Below are 21,562 nucleotides of genomic sequence, written 5' to 3'. Positions count from 1 at the left end.
AAGGGTAAGGATGGGGTTGAGATGCCGAACCTGATGAGGCTTGAGGGCAGCAACTGCATGGCTCCGCTGCCTCATGAGCTGCTGCGGGATACACATCCCGGGATGTCTGTCGCCGTGGCGATTTGTTCATCGGGATTTTCGACCTGGGAATGGCTTCAGCTATGCGCTATCTCATGGGCAAACCCGCTGGGGTAAGATCTTATTGGTGCTTTACGGGAGACTGCGACTCGCCAGTGCTTTGTCATCGTACGTCCCACGCTTCAGCTGGTACCATTCAGCGAAATGTAGGCATGCCCGTAAGAGGGGCCAGTAAATCTTCCTCGTCATCCTCTTCGCGATCCCGCTCGGGCAGCGTCAAGATTCCCAGGGTGTAGTTGTACCCATCACCTTCCACCACAAATGCGTGTTCTGTGATTTCCAGCCCTTCGGGCTCTTTCGGGAACCAAGCTCGCGCATCAACTCGCGCCTTATCTCCCGATGCTGAACGAAAAGAGCGTGTGAGCACCGATGCCGCAGGCACCTCGATGGGCTGCTTAGAGGTGGCTAAGTAGGCTCCGCTTTTGAATGCCCGATCATTCGAAGATGACCAATCGAGGAACCCATCCTTGGCGGCAAGTACGACTACCCGCCCAGGAGCAATCTCCCGCCACTTGAGGGCTGCAGCGGTGAGAGATACGTCATATCGATCCGCACAATGCCTGAGCAAATCTATGGAAAGCTCATGACCGGACACTTGGCTACGGAAGTCGTCAGCGGGCATGAGGAGATAGGAGGCGAATACGTCTGCCTCTGCTTCAATTTTCTTCCCAAGTGCATCCCAGGTGTGCATGTCCTTGGGGGCGCATTGGAAATCCTGCTGCAGATCGCGATGAAGTATGTAGTGAGCGAACTCATGAGCGATCGTGAAGTTTATCCGTCCCGATGAAGCCACATTTTCGTTGACCCCAATGATCCATTTGTCCCCCTTGGGGCTTTTTTTGAGCATGCCTTCAAAGCTAGGGATAGGTACCGGCTTGATAGCCGAAATAGGTGCTTCAGGGCACACAGCTTTCGAGTACTCGAGCGCAACCTCCCTAACCTTGATTGGAAACTGGTCGAATCCAGCAGTACGTAGAACCTTCGTGATTTTGTTTGCTTCATTCTTCGGGTTCTTTTGCATCGTCAGTCTTCCCACCAATCGTCCACGATTTTTCGAAGGCGCTTCTTGTCACCTTCGTCAAGCGCTTGATATTTCCTAAAGAAAGCGCTGTCAGTTTCCACATCTTGAGAAGTTTCTGTAGCGCTTCCGAGCAGTGTTTCAGGCGCGAGATTCAACGCGAGCGCAATCTTGTTCACCTTGTCCATTGACGGATTAGGTTTGTCTCGGTTCTCGAGCTCCCACAGGTAGCTCTTGCTGGAGTCTGTTAGCTCCGCCAAGCGCTCCAGAGAAATGCCGAGCTCTCGCCTCCTGGCGCTGATTTTCATTCCAAGGCTTGATGCCACCGTAATCACCTCCCAAGTCGTTCGGTGAGTGTACCACTGTACCGAACGAAAAAAACCCTATTGACAGGGTGGTTAGATCAGGCGCACAGTGAAGTCGTCGTTCGGTGGCCTGATATGTCAGCGTTCGGTGAAAAGGAATGTAGAGCTTTGTAATATCGTTGGAATGGGCTCTACGTTTAGGCAGGCTGAGGTGCTCATTGGTCAGCTTGGCCGTATGACAATGAGGATAGGCTTAACGTCCGGATGAGCGGAGACGCTACGACGGAAGGGGAATTAAGGGGGCAAGGATGGACTAGCGAAGAAAGAAATTGACCGCTCACCGAGTCGGAGATGCTGGGAATCGCAACTGCAATTGCGCCCCAGCGAGTGCATGAAGAATGCAGGCACAGATTCAGTATCTTCATGCGCCATCGGGTAGTCAAGGCTACTCGCTGCTCTGACGCACTCACGAAGCCCGTCGGGGCACCTGTTCACGCCAGAGAAAAGGCGTGTGGAGATACGTATGAACGAAATTACTCAGAGTCATATTTTCATCGCCGGATTGGATCTTGAATTCAAGCCGGTTCCCATCAACGACGAGACACCGATCGGTACACAGATTGCCCGTGCCGGTGGCTATCTCCCTGATCAGATGCCTACGATTCTCCAGGCACTTCCATCCGGTGCATTCGAAGATATTCGTCCGGACGAGCTTGTGGATTTGGTGGCAACGTCGCGCCGCTTCATCGTGGTCGAATCTGACCGCTCCTACTTCTTCGCGGTCGATGGCCAGCGTTATGAATGGCCATGCAAGATCATCAATGGCCACACAGTCCGGAAGCTGGCACAGATTGCTGAGAACATGCGCCTGGTGCAGCAGCTGGAAGAAGAAGTCGATCGCGAAATCGCAGACGCTGACGTTATCAATCTGGGTGAGGAGGGCATTGAGCGCTTTGTCATTCGCGAGGCGATCTGGAAGCTCAAGATCCAAGGTCGTACCTTGGAGTTCGGCAAGCCACAGGTCACTGTTCGTGAAGCCGCTTTGCGCGCTGGGCTGGATGTCTCCCAGCATTGGAAGATTACCCTCACGGCTGCAGGGCACCATTCCGAACTGCCCAGCATGGACGCGATCGTTGACCTCAGCGCTCCGGGCATTGAGAAGCTGCGCTTCACTCCTAAGGATGTTGGGAACGGTGAGGTCGCAACGGCGCCCCGTCGTGTTTTCAACTTGCTTCCAGCTGACACGGCGTACCTTGACCAGCTTGGCTTGTGCTGGGAAACCTGCATCGGGACAGATGGCCTGCGCTATTTGGTGATCCACAACTATGAACTGCCGGCGGGCTACAACCACCAGTATGTTCAGCTGGCGATTCAAGTCCTGGCAGGTTACCCGGTCGAGCCGTTGGATAGCTTCTACTTGTACCCACATGTGTCACTGGCCACAGGTGTGCTCCCTCCCAACGTGCAACTGACGGCTCAGATCGACGGTTTGGGCTTCCAGGGGTGGTCACGCCACCGGACAACTGTTCCGTGGAATCCGCATGCCGATAACGTCATTTCGCAACTGGCTCTGGTCGAAGGCTGCCTTCACAAGGAGGTTGGTCAATGAAAGCTGGGGCGACGCTCGTAATGACCGAAGCCCTGCACTCCGCACTCCGGGAGCATCTGTTCCCGGGGGACGGTTTAGAGGCAGCGGCCATCCTCATCTGCACGCGACACGAAGGTGAGCGCACCAAGTTGCTCGCGAAATCTGTGATCCCGGTTCCCCATGGAGCGTGTGTCAGGCAGAAGGATTTTTTGAATTGGCCTGGCGAGTACCTTGATCTTGCTATAGCTCAGAGTGAGGAAACTCAGTCCTCAATCGTGCTCGTCCATTCTCATCCAGGCGGTTTCTTGGGCTTCTCAGATCTGGATGATGAGAGCGACCAGATCACCATGCGATCGCTGTACGCTGGAGTGGAAGTGATCCATGGCTCAGCTGTCATGATCCCGGACGGCAGGGTGGTGGCTCGCACGTACGATGATTCGCAATGCCCTACCAATGTACGGCTGGTCTCAGTAATCGGTGATGACATAAGGTTGTATTTCGACGAAGTCGAAGACCATGTAGTCCTGGACGGTAGATCTGGAGCGCCGATGGCATTCACCTCTGAAATGACCCAAGCGTTGGCGAAGCTGAGCGTGGCTGTCATCGGGGTCTCTGGTACTGGCTCAGTTGTGGCCGAGCAAGTTACCCGTTTGGGCTTTGGCGAGATCATCTTGATTGACCATGACCGCGTTGAGGAGAGAAACCTCAATCGGATTTTGAACAGCACCCAGGAGGACGCGAACTACTCTGCATCCAAGGTGGAGATGTTCGCGAGCTCCATCGAGCGTGTGCGGGGTAAAGGAGTGGCCCGCCCGATTGCAAAATCGATCGGGACTCGCGAGGCAGTATTAGCGGCAGCTGATGCGGACATTCTCTTCTGCTGTGTGGACACGCGATACGCCAGGATGATCGCTGATCGAATCGCTAGCCGTTTTCTCATCCCGCTCTTTGATGTTGGCGTGCTCATTCCTACGATGAAGGATGAATCGGGAGTGATGATCGCGGGAGTTTATGGCCGCATAGATTATGTGCAGCCTGGTGGATCATCTCTCGCTGATCGTGAGGTCTACACCGGTGAATCGCTTCGTGCCGAGAGTCTTCTGGCTGCGAATCCTGAGGCCTATCAACAGCAGATTCAGCATGGGTACATTCGAGGGTTCCATGAGGAAGCTCCCGCTGTGATTTCCCTGAACATGCTAGCGGCATCCTCATGTGTGATGGAGTTTTTGGCCAGAGCATTTCCGATGCGTGAAGAGCCAAACAGAAACTACGCGCGAACGTTAATCAAGTTCAGAGAGGCAGAGCAGGAGTTCACCGCAGAAAATGACTTTCCGAAGATCCCGGATCCAGGGCTTGCGCTCGGCGCCGTTGAGCCGCTTCTCGGGATCGCTGACTTGGCAGGTGATGTGTGATGCTCAAGGCCTTAAAGAAAGCTGTTTACCGCTGGTTAGACGGCCTGCTCCCCGCTAGGAAATTGCAGGTCGTGCAAGGCGATGTCCTGCCAAGCCAACTGCCTTTTCGATCTCTAATTCTTGTTAAGGATGGCGCGGAGGACTGGTGCGTTGGGTTCAAATGTCCATGTGGTTGTGGTCGGACGATTGAGCTTTCACTGCCGCCGGATATGACGCCAAGGTGGACATGCAGTACCGATCCCCTAGGGCGGCCAACGCTGCATCCATCCGTGTGGCTAAAAAATGGCTGTAAGTCACATTTCTGGCTGCGAGAGGGCAGGGTCATTTGGGTGTGAAGACGAAGCGGAGCGCTGGCGCTTGGGTCAGTGTTTCGCACATTCGAGGACTAGGACTCGCTGGAGAGGAGGGCTTCTTCACATCTGCCTCTTGGATCTTTCGTTCTGAGTTGGAATCCAGCAGCATCACCGGCTCAGATGCTCGTTAAGGTCAGGTGTTCGTGTCTTACAGTGATTGGGAAAGAAATTGGGCGTGGCTACGTGCCAAGGCCAAACAAGCAAGATGCCTCTCGGCTGAGGAGGAGGAGTATTTAGATCGCGAGCTGGCGATCAAAATTCGTGAAAGGATGGAGCATGAGGCCTCAGTTCGGTGGTGGCAGCTTTTCGGGGTGGAGGGCCATCGTTTGGATTGCATTGAGGCAGAGGCCCAGTTCATCGGCCACTTGGACGAGATTTTTAAATGCCCGCCCGCGAGCCATTTCCTAGCCCCGACAGAGGCGAAGCTGCGACTTCATCATGCCTATCATTTCAGTCGGCGGGGGGTATACCACGGCGTCGAATTTAAGGCGCCTCCCACGACACGTTTGCTTGAGCTCATGCTGTATGGGTATTTCCCCTACGAGGATACCTGGATCTACCTGGACAGGAGATCAGAACTGAGCTCCGACGGGTATAAGAAACCTAAGCAGTGGCTCGCGCTTCCTCGAGGAGAGACCCCTCGAGATAGGCTCGGCATTACCATCGAGATCAGCTTATCTGGCCTCACGCCGATCCGCTCGCAATCACCAGCAACACTGTTCAGCAGCTTGAAGCCTTCGGAGAAAGAGAACCTGGCCAGGGAATATGGGGCGGAAGGCTCTCATCAGCACTGGCTTGAGCAGATCGTGGAAAGCCTGTTCGCTGAAAGAGGTCGTCGAGCCAGAATCAGGATCAGCTATGCAGGCGAGGCAGGCGGTAGTCATCTCCCCCTTGCTGAGTTGATTGCTGAGGGAGGCCGCACTCCAGGTAAAAAGGTGGTCATGCAAGATGGCAATTACCTCAACTGCGAGCCTGGCAATCTCGTCACTCGCTCAAGTCGAGGCAGGACAATGAGCTGCAGAACCTGTCGCCGCCCCACAACCAGAGACCAATCTGAGCTTACTAAGGACTCGGCGGGGTCAAGCCTTCGCGTCTGCCATTCCTGCCTCCGATGGATGACCAAATCCTCTTAGTAGAAATAGTCTCACGAGGGGCTTGCGCAAAATGTACAGTTAAATCAATATAAACCCTATGATGTGGTAATTGCATCATAAAGACATAGAGACCGGCTTTTTGGCCGGTTTTTTTATGTCTTGGTTTTCTCCTATCGCCGCATCCAGCGGCAGTTTGTGTCCCTTAATTTACGTGCCTAATGGCTGAAGAATCGCGAGCACTCGTTCGTGAGACTTACGCACGTCTATAGAAAATGGGCGGAGGCCCTGATATGAAAAATTCGATCCAGATTGATTATCAAAATAAGACCATCGTTTTCAGCTCGAGCGGCTGGTTGAATGCTAGCCACGTCGCGGAGCTTTATTCTGCTTCAGTAGACGGCTGGTTGAGATCCCGTGAGACACAGGAGTATCTGGCTGATGTTGCTACTGCACTAGGTGCCGAAGGGCCTCAGGAGCTCATCCAGATCAGTGGAGATCGAGCGGGTGGCATTTGGCTGCACCCGAAGGTGGCGATCGATTTTGTTAGGGAGATTGATCGTAAGCTCTCTCGCTGGTGCGACTTGACCATCGATAGAATTTTGCGTGGCACCTTTTCAGTGAAAAAGCGTTTCGACGCAGCGTGCAAGGTGTTGGATGAGAGTCGGCATGAGGCGAGCAAGCACGGAAGGGGGCTGATGGAATGGCGCTTGAAGAAACGAGGGCTCGAATATCATGTGGCCCATCTGAAGGATCAATTGCAGCTTACATTGGGGCTTAATAATCCCAACTGAAAAAGACGAACGAAAGCCCGCCTAGTGCGGGCTTCGTCGTTTTTGGAGTCAGCTAAATCGAGACTTGCAGCGGTTATTTCCGATCGCCTGGCGCTTCGGGCTGAGGTCTCACTGATACGTTGCGCCGTAAGCCTCCTCCAGAAGCGGAGGGCTTCTACATCCCGCGCTCAGAGGCGGCCAATACGGCGGGACTTGTACTAACCCTGGCTTATTCGAATCCCGGCGTCATCGAGGTGCCGGATCGCTGGGTTCTGTAAGGTAGCCAGCCTTTTGGTAGAGATTGAAATGCCGCATCATTGCTACAGGGTCGCCGGTACCAAGGTAGAGAGGGCTTGCGCTTTCGTTAACCGGTTTGCTAGATTTATGTCCGCGCAGGGTAGGCGCATCACACCCGTCTTTGAAAGCTGGAAACGGCACTACCTGTTGGTTCTCTTATGCTCAAGGCCATGTTATTTCGAGGCCCTGCGGCGGCGTAGGCGGGTGGCGTTGCATTAGGGGCGGAGAAACCAACATGAGCACCATTCCCGACGTTCGTCCGTCTACCCTTTCCGGTATCAAGCGTAAGGCCAAGCGCATCAATGGCCTGAACCCTGAAATCGTCTACCGTGTTGCTTTGGATCTGTCTGCAAAGCAGTCCGGCTACGAAAGCTACCATCACGCACGCAGAGTGCTGCAGGCCGGGCTGAGTGCTCCTTCACTGCACAGCATTTACCTCTCGGCGTATTGGCGTGACTCTTCGACAAAGCCACGATCAACTGGGCTTGAAGTTCTTGGGATTAAACTCCGGAGGCCGCTGACAGACTTCCTAGGCAAGCATCAATGTCACTTTGCTCAAAATCTACAAGGGTTCTTCGTCGAGTCGTCGGATCATGTCGAAATGAGGAGCACTGTCGACAGCTTGGAGAAAGCAAAGGGGTTGCTGACTCGTGCAGCTCTTTCTCTTCAATTCATGGAAGCTGCACGGCTCCAGCCTGCAACAACGAAGGTTCAGTGGTCAGCCATGGAGAGGGCAGGCGAACTCCCTTCTTCAGATCATATCTCTCGTTGGGTGTGTGCCGACACCGGCGCATGGCTGATGCTTGATGAGCCCTATGGGCATGTACTTGCGCCTGAGTATCAAGCTAGGCGCAACGACTGGTCTAACGAAAATGGCTTCAAGCTGGCAATGCCTGGCTGGGAAGGTTTATACAACCCTGGTTATGCGACGCCGCATTTATTGGGGCACGACGTCGATCTCATAAACCGTGTCGTCGCCACGGTGGAGCACCTCAGTTTAGGTGAGGCTAGTACTTGGGCTTTTCAGTCAGAAAACTTCAGCAGCCAGTTCGTGAGCCCTGCACGAGCGCAGTCTGGGAAGAAGCGCAAGCCTCGTCCTGGTACCACGTACGGATCCAGTAAAAACGCGATCGAATACCGTCGCAAGGAAGGATGGGGTTCCTACTGGCGACCAGCTCAGCAAATGAGCATCGCTGACCATAACGCAATGGGATGGATACTTAAGCGTTTGTACGCAACAGCTATGCCTTTCACTGTCCGCACGCAGCTCTCGGAGCTCCATGCTGAGCTGGAAAACTGGATGGATGCCGAATACAAGGGTGAACGCCATCCAGACTTTGATCCAGATGCCTACTATGGCGGCTACGATATCCCTTGCTACCAAAACCGCATTGAGGTGCTTGAAGCGCTGGATCGTCTCCGTTCGATCATGGCGGGCACGTATCTGGACTCTAAACCTTTGAGAGATCATTTCAGAAAGCTGGATTTGGCACGTCAGCATATCGCTAAGTCGTAAACTCAGGCTAAGAGCTTTTGTTGTTTTTAATTTCGGAGTCCAGGGGTGGAAGGTCATAATTTTGAGCGTTTAAAGGCCCACATATTGCAGTTGTCAGTAGCCTCGGAGTTCGATCGGGCTAGGCTTGAATGGAAACTTCACGCTGTTGAGGTTAGTGAAGAGTTTGATCAGTGTCCGTGCGGGAAGGATATTAAAGAGCACTGCTATATTATAAATTCTAGGAATGGTAACAAAACTTACGTAGGCAACGTGTGTATCAACCGTTTCCTGCAAATCGAGACGGGCAATCTGTTTGCCGGATTGCGGAAAATTACGCTTAATCCGAGCGCGAATGCAAACGAAGATTTAATCGAGTACTCTTGGGAAAAGGGTTACCTGTTCGGTGAGAACGAATACTTGTTCTTGAAACGCACCATGAATAAGCGAAAGTTGTCTCCTGATCAAATTTCTTGGAAAAAGAAAATTAATAACAGAATTTTGAAAGGGACGGTGGTGAGGCGTCGGACAGTCCGAGATTGAGATAGGCTCACCGTAGTAGGTGAGCCCTCTAGGCTGGCTGACGAAAGGAATGATCAGCCGGGCTTACCTTCATTAGCCTAGCCGCTTGCGCGGGAACAAGGAGTTGGGCCGGTGAGGGATTCTTGCTCGATTCGTCCACCTAGCCTCGGTTCGGGAAAGGGCTCGCAGCTGGGACTTGCGTTGTTGACGGCGCTGTAGTCTATCCCGTGAGAATGTCGCTGCTACGGACACGAAGTGTCCGCCTATGCTGTTCCTCCAAGGATGTGCGAGGGAGGGCGATTCGAGGCGTACAGATGAGAAGGGCGATGCGGGTGGGCTGGCATTCACCAATCCGTCGCTCAGGTGTGAGAGATAGGCATCAGAAGCTCCATACGTTGTCGCTGAATACTCCCTGGGCTTCCACATGCTCGTTGTAGGCATTCATGGCTTCGCTGTTCTCTGCCAGCCATTGTTCTCGCTTTTTCGTCCTCAAGGCCTCGGCCAGAGCCTGCTCCGTGTGAGATTCTTCCTGGGTTTGCATGGTCTTGTCCTCTCAACCGCGATACCCAAGCTTACCCTTAAGCAGGCACCTCATTTCAAGGCGGCTAATAGAGCTGTTCCTGAGTGGAACATTCCAGCCCGCACGGATAGCCGCTTACGCGAAGAAGCGACGCTTCTGCTAATGGCACATTGGCGGCAGTTTTTGGTTCCATCTCAAGAGACCCTGGTCAATTTCGGCTCATCCCTCAGGCAGACGTGCTCAATAAATTTTTTGAACCCGTTAAAGGTTCGTAAGAGTTGAGCCGATTGGAATTAGCAAGCCAATTTTTCGAGAGTGCTATGAGCGACAACGACCGTCTGAAATCCCGCATCACCTTCAAGTCGTCTGAGTTTTTCACTTTTCCGGAAACAGACGAGCATTATCGTGCGACTGTCAAACTCACTCCGTCTCGACTCATACGTGTAACCCTAAGCGACTTCAAAGCAAGCTTCACCACACAGCAAGTTTATGAGATCGCAACTGGTCTAATCAACGCAGTAATTAGCTCGTTTGATCACAATCACTCAAAGCCGGATAAGTCTAAAGTCCAGAGTGCTCATGATCATTGGACTGCTCTCATTTTGCGCCATAACCCGTTTGGATCACACCAAACATCTGATCTGCTCCACGTTGTGAGTACTGGTAGAAATTTCCTAATGGAAGGAGCCCTGCTCGATCCCGAGCCGATGGTGGAATTTGGGGATGGTGAAGAGCCTATCTACGAATTTCAGATCAGACTAGACGGCCAATACGTCATAATGAGTTTCGGTTGGGTTAGCTGGAGTCTCAGGCGAAGCGAAGCACAGTGGCTGGCAGAACAGCTTTGGACTGCAGTTTTTTTGGCAACAAAGCCTAAAGCGCAGATTAATCAGGAGCGTGCAAAAGGAGTATGCGCGATCTGATACTTGTTGGGAGCGTATCTTCCGTCATCCCGACACAACAGGCCTCGCCCCAAAGCGGGCGTAGGCCCCTTGAACCTTTGCACTTGCTGCTGACTATCACTTGGGATCGATGGGGCTTTAACAAGCTTTACGGCACGACGCGTGGGCATGAGATCGTTGACTAGGCGTCCTTTTACATCGGCAGGCAGTAACGGAAGTCTGCCAAAAACACCTGATTGAACTGTTGATATTGGTGTATTGTTAGGTGACTAACTACATAGAGATCTATCATGTCTAAACTTGCAGAATATCGCCAGCTCGAAAAACACCTTGCCGAGCAAATCCAGGCCTTGGAAGCCCTGAAGGGTGATGCTGGCTTGAAGCAAGAAATCGAATTTGAGACCAAGCTGCGCGCCTTGCTTGCCGAATACAGTTACAGCCTGCCAAAAGTGATCGCTCTGCTTGATCCTCAAGCTGGCCGTCGCGCTCCAGTCGTCGAATCCAAAGCAGGCACCCGCAAACCTCGTCAAGTGAAGGTCTACAAAAATCCTCACACCGGCGAAGTCGTCGAAACCAAAGGTGGCAATCACAAAACGCTGAAGGAATGGAAAGCGCAGTACGGTTCCGATACCGTGGAATCCTGGCTGACCAACTGATTTTGGTTTGAGTACAAACAAAGGCTCATAAACAGGGCCTTTTTTTGTTGGCGTTGGGACGAACATGGCGCTTGGAAAAGGAGAGTCTGGAATCGCATCAGCTTGCCGGGTTCAAGCGACAGAGCCTTGATTCAATCTCTCAAGCGCTTCTTTCACGACAACGTACCCAGCCTCACTATTTGAAACCTGCAATGGCGTCATCCCACCCAACGCGGTTTTCGGTTTGTTCAGCCAAGCTGCCGCTTTCTCTTTGTCTGCAAAGACTTGCTCTGCTTGCAGCTGAATCAGATCAACATGATCCAACAATCGGGCTCCTGTGAAACCGATCTTCTAGTAAGCTGCAAAATAACCTAATGTGACAGTTAATTGTCTATTTTTTACACGTAATGCTGGCTTAATTCCTATTCGGCGTTATCGCCTACGTCGGAGCCTAACGATAGGTTATTGATGACGCGTGTCCAATTGTAAGAGCCATTTCCAACGACTACACTCCAGCCCATGAAACGCTATCTGCGGTTTTACCTCATTTTTCTGATCAGCCTGGCGCTTCCCCTCAGCGGGATGGCGGGCGTTCAGCCGCCGACAGAGCCTTGCCCGATGAAGACGATGGGCATGGCGATGATGGACGACATGGGGATGGACTGCTGCAACGACATGAAAAGCCCTACCGAACACGGCAAGCCTTGCAAGCTTGGCCAGGAGTGCAAGACGGGCGGCATGTTGCAAGTCTCGATCCTCAAGCCGCTGCTTACCGTATTCAGCCCCGTAGTGCTTTCCTTTTTCAGCGACTCCCTACCTGAACAGACCCCTTCCGGGGTATGGCGACCGCCTCGCGTTTGATTCCAGTCCCACATTGAGCCTCATTCCGCATTAGCGGAATGGACTAGCTGTGCGCACGTCTTTACCGCGTGCAGTGGATGATCACAGGAATCGTAAACATGAACTCCAAGTGCTTTTGCGCAGGCTGGTCTCTCGTGACCGGCCTAGCGGCAAGCGTGCTGGCATTGCCGAGTTTCGCTGCCGCATTGACGCTCGATGAAGCGTTGCGGCTGGCAGAAAACAATGCGCCGTCGCTGACCGCACAAGACGCGAAAATTCAGGCTGTCAGCAGTGCAGCCATCCCTGCTGGTGAATTACCTGATCCCAAGCTCCTGGTGGGCGTGCAGAACTACCCTATTGGCGGCCCGGATCGTTGGAGCATCGACCAGGACTTCATGACCATGCAAATGGTCGGGGTCAGGCAGGAAATGCCCAATAGTGACAAGCGGAAGGCGCGCATCGAGGTCGCCGATGCGGCTATTGATCGCGTCTCTGCGGAACGTCTAGTCGAACGCCTGAAGGTACGCCAGTCCACAGCGTTGGCGTGGATCAGTAGCTACTCGGTTGAGCGCAAAGATGCGCTGTTCCAGGACTTCTACAAAGAAAATCGTCTGCTAACCGATACAGTCCGGGCCCAAATTGCCGGTGGCCGCGCTCAACCTGCTGACGCGGTGACGCCCAAGCAAGAGGCAGCTCAACTGGCAGAACAACAGGACGATCTGAACCTCCAGAGAACGCAAGCACGAGCGGCCCTCAAGCGCTGGATTGGCAATGCCGCTAACGAGAAGCCCGTGGGCCGTTTGCCTGAATGGCCTGTCGACACCTCAAGTTATTCTCATAAATTGCAACACCATCCCGAGTTGGCAGCGTTTGCCCCGATGACCCGCGAAGCGCAAGCCAAGGTTCGTGAAGCCGTGTCGGAGAAGCAGTCGGACTGGAGCTGGGAAGTGGACTACCAGCACCGTGGCCGTGAGTTTGGCGACATGGTCAGCGTGCAATTTTCCTGGGATTTACCGCTGTTTCCTGACTCTCGCCAAAACCCAAAAATCGCGGCCAAACAGGCTGAACTGAGCCGGCTTGAGGCTGAGCGAGAAGTATTATCACGCGAGCACACTCAGCAACTGGAAAGCGAGCTAGCTGATTATGAGCGCCTCAATCGTGCCGTGCGCCGAAACCAGGAAAGCTTGCTTCCGTTGGCCAAGGAAAAGGTTGAACTCACCATGGCCAGTTACCGTGCAGGCAAGGGCGATTTAAACGCCGTGGTTGCCGCGCGGCGTGAGCTCATCGAAGCCCGACTCAAACAGGTTGAAGTGGAAGAACAGCGAGCGCTGACCAGTGCGCGCCTGTATTTTGCTTATGGGGAGTCCAGCCAATGAGCCTCAAAAAATGGAACGGTGCAGTGCTGGTGGGCATCTCGCTCGCATTGGGTGTTGCCGGCGGGTACTGGTTCGCTCAACAGCGCATGAGCGGAGACCCCAGTACCGCCCCGCAACAGGCCCTCAATTCAGCGGCGGAACGCAAGGCGCTGTATTGGTACGACCCCATGTACCCGCAGCAAAAATTCGATAAGCCGGGGAAATCCCCCTTCATGGACATGCAGCTGGTTCCCCAGTACGCCAGCGGTGAAGGAGTTCGGGCGACTGTCACTATTGATCCGCGTCTGACTCAGAATCTTGGGCTGCGTTTTGCGACTGTCACCCGTGGTGTCTTACATTCCAGCCTCAACGTGACAGGCATCCTGGCGTTTAACGAGCGTGATGTCGCCGTGATTCAGGCACGCACCACTGGCTTTGTGGAGCGAGTCTACCCCCATGCTCCCGGCGATGTGCTCAAGGCCAACGCGGCGTTGGCGGATATCCTGGTGCCAGAGTGGGCTGCTGCGCAGACAGAATTTCTTGCCTTGAAGCGCAACGGGGATGCTGACCTGTTAGCTGCGGCCCGCCAACGACTGCTGCTCACGGGGATGCCGGCATCACTGATTACTCAGGTAGGGCGTAGCGGCAAGGTTCAACCTTACCTGACTCTCACCAGTCCCATTGGTGGTGTGTTGCAAGAACTGAATGTCCGTGCCGGCATGACCGTGGCGATTGGCGACACTCTGGCACGTGTGAATGGCTTGAGCAGTATCTGGCTAGCCGTGGCCATTCCAGAATCGGAAACCGGAGCTATCACCGTAGGACAGACAGTCGAAGCGCGCTTACCTGCCTTTCCAGGGACAACACTCAATGGCAAGGTCAGCGCAATTTTGCCCGAGACCAATCCGGACAGTCGCACGATTCGTGTACGGGTGGAACTCCCGAATCTGGACGGTCGCCTGAGACCAGGTATGACAGCGGGGGTGAGCCTGAATCGTTCGACCGAGCAAAGTGTGATGTGGGTGCCAAGCGAAGCCGTCATTCGTACCGGTCGACGTGCCCTGGTGATGCTCGCCGAAGACGCCGGACGCTACCGTCCCGTGGAGGTACAAATCGGGCAGGAAAACGATGGCAGAACGGCAATCCTGAAGGGTCTGGAAGAAGGCCAGAAGGTAGTTACTTCTGGACAGTTCCTGCTCGACTCGGAGGCCAGTCTTAAGGGCATTATTGCAAGCTCAGAGGAAGCGTCACCACCCAGCGCAGCAGCCTCCAGTTTTCATGAGGCGGATGGGCAGATCGTGGAGATCAACGACAAAGAAGTCACGCTTGCCCATGGCCCTTTCAAGACGCTGGGCATGCCTGGCATGACGATGACGTTCCCGCTCGGCAATCCGGCGCTGATGCAGGGCCTCAAAACGGGCGACAAGGTTCGGATCGCGGTGAGCCAGACCGACGATGGTTTGCGGGTTGAGCGTTTGGATAAATCGGGGGGGCAGCCATGATCGCGGCCCTGATTCGTTGGTCAGTGGCCAACCGATTCCTGGTAATACTGGCGACACTGTTCGTCACGGCGTGGGGCATTTGGTCGGTGCAGAGCACGCCCATCGACGCGCTGCCGGATCTCTCCGATGTGCAGGTGATCATCCGGACACCTTACGCAGGCCAGGCGCCGCAGATTGTCGAGAACCAGGTGACATATCCGTTAGCCACCACCATGCTCTCGGTGCCGGGCGCCAGAACGGTACGTGGTTACTCCTTTTTTGGTGACAGCTTCGTTTACGTGTTGTTCGAAGAGGGCACTGACTTGTACTGGGCCCGTTCGCGGGTGTTGGAGTACCTAAGCCAAATACAAAGTCGGTTACCAGCCAGTGCCAAGCCGGCGTTGGGGCCGGATGCGACAGGGGTGGGTTGGATCTATCAATATGCACTGGTAGATCGCAGTGGGGGGCACGACCTGGCACAGCTTCGCGCACTCCAGGACTGGTTCCTCAAGTTCGAACTCAAGACTTTGCCCAACGTTGCGGAAGTGGCTACGGTGGGAGGCATGGTCAAGCAGTACCAAGTGCAGCTTGATCCGCTCAAACTGGCTAACCTCGGTATCACTCAAGTCGAGGTGAGCGAGGCTATTGGTAAGGCCAACCAGGAAACCGGTGGTGCCGTGTTGGAGATGGCAGAGACCGAGTTCATCGTGCGTGCGTCGGGCTACTTAAATACACTCAATGACTTTCGGGCGATCCCGCTGAAGTTGGGTGCGGGTGGCGTGCCAGTAACCCTTGGTGATGTCGCCACGATTCAGTTAGGGCCGGAAATGCGGCGGGGCATCTCCGAACTCGACGGCGAAGGTGAGACGGTCGGCGGCGTGGTGATTTTGCGCAGCGGCAAGAACGCTCGCGAAACCATTGCGGCGGTCAAGACAAAGCTCGATGAACTGAAAAGCAGTTTGCCGGCAGGTGTGGAAATCGTCACCACCTACGACCGCAGTAAGCTGATTGACCGCGCCGTGGAAAATCTCAGCCACAAGCTCATTGAAGAGTTTATCGTCGTCGCATTGGTTTGCGGGATCTTCCTCTGGCACTTGCGCTCATCGCTGGTGGCGATCATCTCCTTGCCGGTTGGTGTGTTGATTGCCTTCATCGTCATGCGCTACCAGGGACTCAACGCCAACATCATGTCCTTGGGTGGGATTGCCATCGCCATCGGCGCCATGGTTGATGCCGCCGTGGTGATGATCGAGAACGCTCACAAGAAGATTGAGGTCTGGCACCTAGCCAATCCTGGGGAGGAGTTGCAGGGTGAGCGTCATTGGCACGTGATGACCGAAGCAGCGGCAGAGGTAGGCCCGGCACTGTTCTTCTGCCTGTTGATCATCACCTTGTCGTTCATTCCGGTGTTCACGCTGGAAGCACAGGAAGGACGGCTGTTCGGCCCTTTGGCTTTCACCAAGACCTACGCGATGGCCGCAGCGGCGGGATTGTCAGTGACCCTGGTGCCAGTGCTGATGGGTTATTGGATTCGGGGGCGAATCCCCAGTGAGCAACAGAACCCGTTGAATCGGTGGTTGATTCGGATGTATCAGCCTGCCCTGGACGTAGTCTTGCGTCGACCAAAGATCACGCTACTGGTGGCACTCTTGGTTTTTGTCAGTGCGCTATGGCCAATATCGCGCCTGGGTGGTGAGTTTCTCCCCCCGTTGGACGAAGGCGACCTGCTCTATATGCCCTCAGCTCTGCCGGGATTGTCGGTGCATAAAGCGGCGCAGCTGCTGCAACAGACCGACCGCCTGATCAAAACCGTGCCCGAAGTCGAACACGTCTTCGGTAAAGCGGGACGCGCTGAAACCGCCACCGACCCCGCGCCGCTGGAGATGTTCGAAACCACCATTCAGTTCAAGCCATACGCGCAATGGCGCCCAGGCATGACCCAGGAGAAACTGGTGGAAGAACTGGATCGGGTGGTGCGGGTTCCCGGGCTGACGAATATTTGGATACCGCCGATTCGCAACCGAATCGACATGCTGGCCACGGGGATTAAGAGCCCCATCGGGGTGAAGGTTGCTGGCACCAACCTGACGGAGATTGACGCCGCGACTCAGGCGGTCGAGCGGGTGGCCAAGGATGTGCCGGGTGTCAGTTCGGCTCTGGCCGAGCGACTGACCGGGGGCCGCTATATCGACGTGGATATCGACCGCAAGGCGGCCGCGCGCTACGGACTGAATATCGCCGATGTGCAGTCCATCGTGGCTGGCGCTATCGGCGGTGAAAACGTCGGGGAGACCATCGAAGGTCTTGCACGTTTCCCGATCAACGTCCGTTACCCTCGGGAGTGGCGTGACTCGCTCGGTGCCTTGGAGCAATTGCCAATCTATACCCCGCTAGGTAGCCAGATCACCCTCGGCACAGTGGCGAAGGTCAAAGTCACGGACGGGCCGCCGATGCTCAAGAGCGAGAATGCACGGCCTTCAGGCTGGGTGTATATCGATGTGCGTGGTCGGGACATTGCTTCCGTGGTCGCCGATCTACGCCAAGTTGTCAATGAACAGGTCAAGTTGCAGCCCGGCATGAGCCTGAGCTACTCAGGACAGTTCGAATTTCTCGAAAGGGCCAACGCACGCCTCAAACTGGTGGTGCCGGCCACGCTGTTGATCATCTTAGTGCTGCTCTACCTGACTTTCGCCCGCTTCGATGAGGCGTTGCTGATCATGGCCACGCTGCCATTCGCACTGACTGGTGGAGCATGGTTCCTCTATCTGTTGGGATTCAACCTGTCGGTCGCCACCGGAGTCGGCTTTATCGCCTTGGCCGGGGTTTCTGCCGAGTTCGGCGTGATCATGCTGCTCTATCTGAAGAACGCCTGGGCCGAACGTGAAGACCTCGGCGACAGCACTGAGCGCGGGCTGGTTGCAGCGATTCGTGAAGGCGCTGTGCAGCGCGTTCGACCCAAGGCCATGACCGTGGCCGTCATCATTGCCGGTCTGTTGCCGATCCTATTGGGCAGCGGTACCGGCAGCGAAGTGATGAGCCGCATTGCCGCGCCTATGGTCGGCGGCATGGTTACGGCACCCCTGCTTTCCCTGTTCGTCATTCCGGCAGCCTATCGTCTGATGCGTCGTCGGCACCTCTCAGTTGCCCCCCTCAACCCTCAAGGATAAGTCGCATGAAACTGACCATGATTGCAGTTGCAAGCACCGTATTTTCGCTTTCACTTTTTGCCCACGCCGAGGACATGCCGGGCATGAAAATGGACGGTATGGAAGGCATGCAGATGGAGCAGGAAACCAAACAGTCTCCAGTCGCTAACACCGAGGGGACGATCAAGGCTATAGATACTACGAAGCAAACAGTGACCATCTCCCACGGCGCTGTTCCCGCCATGCAATGGCCGCCAATGACGATGGCTTTTTCCGTAACAGAGAAGCAGATGACAGGTCTGACTGTCGGCGACCATGTATCGTTTTCCTTTAGAGTAAAGGATGGCAAAGCCGAAATTGTTTCCATTAATAAATGAGACTGTAATGATGAAAAAACCGGCACGCATTGTCGTGCCGGTTTTTTCCGTCTACGCAGAAAAAATCTTGATGGAGATACGGCATTCCCGAAGTACTTCATAGTAAGCGGCAACGCTATGCAAATCGGCGAGTCATGGTGGTTGGCGGCGGCCATTTGGCGTTCAATGTCTTGCAAGACTTGGCTCGGCTTGCCCTACAGGAGCCGCGCACGAAAGTCTTTTGGGTGATTCGCGGCGCCTCCTTGGATCGCATATTGGGCGGTGGGGCAAACGACATGCTGGAGGAGCGAGGGAAACTGGGGCAGACGGTTCGCCAGCTGTTGAATGATGGGGGCATTGAGCTGTTCACCAACATCGCCATCGATAGGGTTACCGCAACCGACAATGGCATCGTTGTTGAGGCGGGCGGTCAAGCGCTCCCCGCAGTGGATGAGGTAGTGGTAGCAACGGGCTGCCGACCTAAATTGGAGCTGCTTGCCGAACTGCGTTTGGCGCTAGATTCGGCGACCCAGAGCCCCATTCATCTTGCTCCGCTGATTGATCCGAATGAGCATAGTTGCGGCACTGTTCGCCCAAATGAGCTGGTTCACCCCGATGAAGGGGTCTTCATCGTAGGAATGAAGAGCTATGGCCGTGCCCCGACTTTCCTGCTCATAACAGGCTATGAGCAGGTGCGTTCGGTGGTAGCGGCCCTGGCCGGTGATTGGGATGCGGCCAAGCGGTTGAATTGGTCTTGCCAGAGATGGGCGTGTGCAGTACGCAGCTCGATGATTCTGACTGCTGCGAGCGTGCCGCCAACTCAGACTGCTGCGAGCCAAGTTGTTGCACCGATGCGGCTGAGACTGCCGAAGTTGCGGCTGCGTCAACGGGTTCTTGCTGCTCGTGGCTGTGTGCAAATCTACATGCATTAGCCAGGCATTTGCATTCGTCCTGACCACCTATAGTTCGGTTCAATGGAGCCGGTCAGTGAGTCCGGACAGGATGCGCTGCTGGCACAGCTGGCACTGGCGAATTTTGCCTCAGTATTTGCCTTGAGCTACTCAAGCCCTTCCAGTGATGCGCTGGAAGTCTCATCGTTGTATCGACGCAAAGCATAAATAGTCCTCCGCAACTTTAAAGAGGGCTGCTCGAATCAAGTTGCACGCAGCTGATGTACTTACGAAGTCATCGACACAATTTGCGATTTTTTGCGCCAAACGAGAGCAGGTATTGCCCGGATGTAGATCAGTTCACCAACCAACTCAACCAATGTCTGGGTAATCACCGCAGCGGCAGCAAGCCCTCGAATTTCTTCAGGCAATGCCAGAGCCAGCGGAAGAACCACCAAAGAGTTACGCGTTGACGAGCTGAAGGTGACCGCTCTGGCCGTCGTGGAGGGCAGCTTGAAAACTCTTGAAGCCAAAGCGCCCATCAGCGGAGCCAACAACATGAAGCCGAGGTACACAGGGATGACTGGAGCAAGCTTGTCGATGTCGCGAACTACCGAGGAGATTTGGGAACCAACCACCGCGATCAGAACCGCTGCCATTGCTGGGACGGGTAGCCAGGCCCAGGCGGCGTTCCAGCCACCGACGATTTTCGACTTTTTGGCCAGGGCTGCTGTAACCACGGCCAACAACAAAGGCGCGACAATCAGCACGAGAAAGGCTTCGACAAAGGGGCCCACTGAGATCACGACTTCGGACTGCCCACCCAGCATGAAGGCCAAGTACACGGGTAGTAGTACAAGCTGAAGCAGCAACAAAATCGGTGTTGCCGCAAGGATCCCGCGAGAGTCGCCCTTGCCAATGTGCGTAAAAACCACCACGTAATCGATGCAGGGGGTCAGCAGCACCAGGAGTGCGCCGACAAGGATTGCCGGGTGATCCGTAAGACCTCTGGTGAGCCCCCACACCAGCAGCGGAATCAACACGAAGTTGGCGATAAGCAAAGCGGAAATGAAGCGTTTGTTGCTGAGGCCTTCGCGCAGGTCAAGAAAGGGGATCTGTAGGAACATCGCGTACATCAGCACGGCAATAGTCGGGGTCACCAACGCGTTCAGGCCTTGAGCTGCTGTAGGCGCCACCAACCCACCAATTGCAGCCGCTATCACTGCAACCAAGTAGATCGGTATCTGGTTCTGTTCAAGTGCATCCCTATCCATAGTGCTCTCCTCGGATATCAAAAAAGGCCGTCAGCCTAAACGGGCGCCCAAGTCAACGCGCTGTCATTCACCTGACCACCTGTTTGCATTCGACTTGACCAGCCATTTGCATCGGTCATGACTGCATTGCAATGAGCATATTCATGTGCGTTGTACGTGCAGATCGGATGGTCACGGCCTATTACTGGTCATGGTCGCGTAAATGATGCCCCTTGCAGCGATAGGAGGCTGCTGTACAGCGTCGAGTGTTCATTGGCGGGCTGTGCCTGTTCACTGCGGACTCTTTGGCGTCCGGCGTAAACAGCGAACTTCGGAGATCACCTCAGTAATGACATAAGTCAAGGTGGTTTTGGGCAGACCTGCTAATTATTGAGTGTAAACAGGCGATTGTCATGCTGAAGTCTATAATTCTCGGTGAGTGCGCTTGAACCCAAGCACCGCAATCGGTTGGCACATTAGATTTTGGTTCAGCTCACCTTCACAAAGGCAGCTCGAAATGAAAAATATCAAATTGGCCGTGCTTTTTCTCGCCGCATCGCTTTCCCCCATGTGGGCGTTAGCAGCAGAGCAACCTCAAACGACGCAGACGCAGCAACAAGCTCCGAATGTTGCCGAATTCGATAAGCAGATGACTCAGGCGCAAGAAACCTTCCAGAAGATGCAGACGCAGATGGAGAAAATTCAGCAGACCCAAGATCCCCAGCAGCGCCAGAAGCTCCTTCAGGAGCATTGGAATACGATGCAAAGCGGCATGGGCATGATGAACAACATGTGGGGGCCGGGAATGATGGGCTGCTGCGGAGGCGGCAGGATGGGCAATGGACACATGATGGGCGGCCATATGATGGGGTGGCAGGACTACTCAAAGTTGACCCCAGAGCAAAAAAGTCAACGCCAGTACATGATGGACAGGTACACAGGTATGCAACAGATGATGATGGATCACATGATGTGGCATCAAAACTATATGCAAGGGCCGTTACCGGCGAAGCCTTGAAAGTAAGTATTTGCTAGCTATTTAGATCGCAGAGTACGTTCTCCGCTGTTCGGACGTACTCCTAACTCGCCCTTTCGCCTAAGGCTTGCAGCTGGCCCGGCAGTGCCCTCTGCGGTTAAGGAAGCCACTTGCCTAGCGAAGGCAATTAGCCATACGCTGCGAAGCGTGAGAGGTCTC

The 21,562-nt window shown here is 54.6% G+C and carries 21 protein-coding genes; 16 read left to right on the top strand and 5 right to left on the bottom strand.

Translation table 11 applies throughout. The features are described from left to right. Positions 1–274: 274 nt before the first annotated feature. Together PG5_RS13500 and PG5_RS13495 are read right to left on the bottom strand one after the other, a co-directional pair. On the bottom strand, positions 275–1,159 hold the full coding sequence (locus tag PG5_RS13500) for an ImmA/IrrE family metallo-endopeptidase (RefSeq protein ID WP_052024688.1): 885 nt from the start codon (positions 1,157–1,159) through the stop codon (positions 275–277). 2 nt (positions 1,160–1,161) lie between these two features. Beyond that, a complete protein-coding gene (locus tag PG5_RS13495) occupies positions 1,162–1,482 on the bottom strand; it encodes a helix-turn-helix domain-containing protein (RefSeq protein WP_042955404.1) in 321 nt (106 codons plus the stop codon). Positions 1,483–1,984: 502 nt separating this feature from the next. Here PG5_RS13495 and PG5_RS13490 point away from each other — a divergent pair. The 7 genes from PG5_RS13490 (at position 1,985) to PG5_RS13465 (ending at position 9,010) form a co-directional block, all read left to right on the top strand. Beyond that, complete coding sequence (locus tag PG5_RS13490; protein ID WP_020797681.1) at positions 1,985–3,070, top strand: multiubiquitin domain-containing protein; 1,086 nt, start codon at positions 1,985–1,987, stop codon at positions 3,068–3,070. Continuing rightward, a complete protein-coding gene (locus PG5_RS13485) occupies positions 3,067–4,461 on the top strand; it encodes a ThiF family adenylyltransferase (protein WP_020797680.1) in 1,395 nt (464 codons plus the stop codon). The genes PG5_RS13490 and PG5_RS13485 overlap by 4 nt, the downstream gene beginning before the upstream one ends. Next, positions 4,461–4,796: a DUF6527 family protein gene (locus PG5_RS34885; RefSeq protein ID WP_081648157.1), complete on the top strand. Its 336-nt coding sequence runs from the start codon at positions 4,461–4,463 to the stop codon at positions 4,794–4,796. Before PG5_RS13485 ends, PG5_RS34885 begins: the two co-directional genes overlap by 1 nt. A gap of 161 nt (positions 4,797–4,957) precedes the next feature. After that, a complete protein-coding gene (locus PG5_RS13480) occupies positions 4,958–5,947 on the top strand; it encodes a hypothetical protein (RefSeq protein WP_042955388.1) in 990 nt (329 codons plus the stop codon). A 251-nt stretch (positions 5,948–6,198) separates the two neighbouring features. Continuing rightward, a complete protein-coding gene (locus PG5_RS13475) occupies positions 6,199–6,699 on the top strand; it encodes a KilA-N domain-containing protein (RefSeq protein WP_042955387.1) in 501 nt (166 codons plus the stop codon). Between the two features lie 511 nt (positions 6,700–7,210). Then, entirely contained in the window at positions 7,211–8,491 is a 1,281-nt protein-coding gene (locus tag PG5_RS13470; RefSeq protein WP_020797678.1) for a DUF5623 domain-containing protein, read from the top strand. Between the two features lie 45 nt (positions 8,492–8,536). Continuing rightward, positions 8,537–9,010 (top strand): hypothetical protein, encoded by a 474-nt coding sequence (locus tag PG5_RS13465; protein WP_042955386.1) that lies wholly within the window; start codon positions 8,537–8,539, stop codon positions 9,008–9,010. A gap of 358 nt (positions 9,011–9,368) precedes the next feature. Here PG5_RS13465 and PG5_RS13460 read toward each other — a convergent pair whose 3' ends face one another. Beyond that, complete coding sequence (locus PG5_RS13460) at positions 9,369–9,530, bottom strand: type II toxin-antitoxin system CcdA family antitoxin (protein WP_020797677.1); 162 nt, start codon at positions 9,528–9,530, stop codon at positions 9,369–9,371. Between the two features lie 299 nt (positions 9,531–9,829). Between PG5_RS13460 and PG5_RS13455 the strand changes: the two genes are divergently transcribed. Both PG5_RS13455 and PG5_RS13450 read left to right on the top strand, forming a co-directional pair. Next, positions 9,830–10,432: a hypothetical protein gene (locus PG5_RS13455; protein WP_042955385.1), complete on the top strand. Its 603-nt coding sequence runs from the start codon at positions 9,830–9,832 to the stop codon at positions 10,430–10,432. Between the two features lie 269 nt (positions 10,433–10,701). After that, positions 10,702–11,067: a histone-like nucleoid-structuring protein, MvaT/MvaU family gene (locus tag PG5_RS13450; protein ID WP_020797675.1), complete on the top strand. Its 366-nt coding sequence runs from the start codon at positions 10,702–10,704 to the stop codon at positions 11,065–11,067. A 111-nt stretch (positions 11,068–11,178) separates the two neighbouring features. Here PG5_RS13450 and PG5_RS13445 read toward each other — a convergent pair whose 3' ends face one another. Further along, positions 11,179–11,370: an MbcA/ParS/Xre antitoxin family protein gene (locus PG5_RS13445; protein ID WP_020797674.1), complete on the bottom strand. Its 192-nt coding sequence runs from the start codon at positions 11,368–11,370 to the stop codon at positions 11,179–11,181. A 195-nt stretch (positions 11,371–11,565) separates the two neighbouring features. Between PG5_RS13445 and PG5_RS13440 the strand changes: the two genes are divergently transcribed. From PG5_RS13440 to PG5_RS13415, 6 genes are all read left to right on the top strand, one after another. Next, positions 11,566–11,907, top strand: coding sequence for a hypothetical protein (locus PG5_RS13440; RefSeq protein ID WP_020797673.1), 342 nt, complete (start codon positions 11,566–11,568; stop codon positions 11,905–11,907). Between the two features lie 98 nt (positions 11,908–12,005). Then, the gene (locus PG5_RS13435) at positions 12,006–13,262 is read left to right on the top strand and encodes a TolC family protein (protein WP_020797672.1); all 1,257 of its coding nucleotides are present in this window, start codon (positions 12,006–12,008) and stop codon (positions 13,260–13,262) included. Next, complete coding sequence (locus PG5_RS13430; RefSeq protein WP_020797671.1) at positions 13,259–14,743, top strand: efflux RND transporter periplasmic adaptor subunit; 1,485 nt, start codon at positions 13,259–13,261, stop codon at positions 14,741–14,743. Before PG5_RS13435 ends, PG5_RS13430 begins: the two co-directional genes overlap by 4 nt. Next, the gene (locus PG5_RS13425; protein WP_020797670.1) at positions 14,740–17,889 is read left to right on the top strand and encodes an efflux RND transporter permease subunit; all 3,150 of its coding nucleotides are present in this window, start codon (positions 14,740–14,742) and stop codon (positions 17,887–17,889) included. The genes PG5_RS13430 and PG5_RS13425 overlap by 4 nt, the downstream gene beginning before the upstream one ends. A gap of 5 nt (positions 17,890–17,894) precedes the next feature. Next, positions 17,895–18,245, top strand: coding sequence for a copper-binding protein (locus tag PG5_RS13420; protein WP_020797669.1), 351 nt, complete (start codon positions 17,895–17,897; stop codon positions 18,243–18,245). Between the two features lie 155 nt (positions 18,246–18,400). Beyond that, positions 18,401–19,156 carry a hypothetical protein gene (locus tag PG5_RS13415; protein WP_256228288.1) on the top strand — a complete coding sequence of 252 codons (756 nt, stop codon included), beginning with the start codon at positions 18,401–18,403 and terminating at the stop codon, positions 19,154–19,156. Between the two features lie 245 nt (positions 19,157–19,401). Here the strand turns inward: PG5_RS13415 and PG5_RS13410 are convergent, their stop codons facing one another. Next, positions 19,402–20,388, bottom strand: a complete 987-nt coding sequence (locus PG5_RS13410; protein WP_020797666.1) for an arsenic resistance protein — start codon at positions 20,386–20,388, stop codon at positions 19,402–19,404. Between the two features lie 496 nt (positions 20,389–20,884). Between PG5_RS13410 and PG5_RS13405 the strand changes: the two genes are divergently transcribed. After that, positions 20,885–21,385, top strand: a complete 501-nt coding sequence (locus PG5_RS13405; RefSeq protein ID WP_020797665.1) for a hypothetical protein — start codon at positions 20,885–20,887, stop codon at positions 21,383–21,385. The last annotated feature ends 177 nt before the right edge of the window (positions 21,386–21,562 follow it).

The sequence above is a fragment of the Pseudomonas sp. G5(2012) genome, from assembly GCF_000408945.1.
GTDB lineage: Bacteria > Pseudomonadota > Gammaproteobacteria > Pseudomonadales > Pseudomonadaceae > Aquipseudomonas > Aquipseudomonas umsongensis.
The sequence above is the reverse complement of the archived record's forward strand: the minus strand, read 5'-3'. Positions and strand labels throughout refer to the sequence as shown.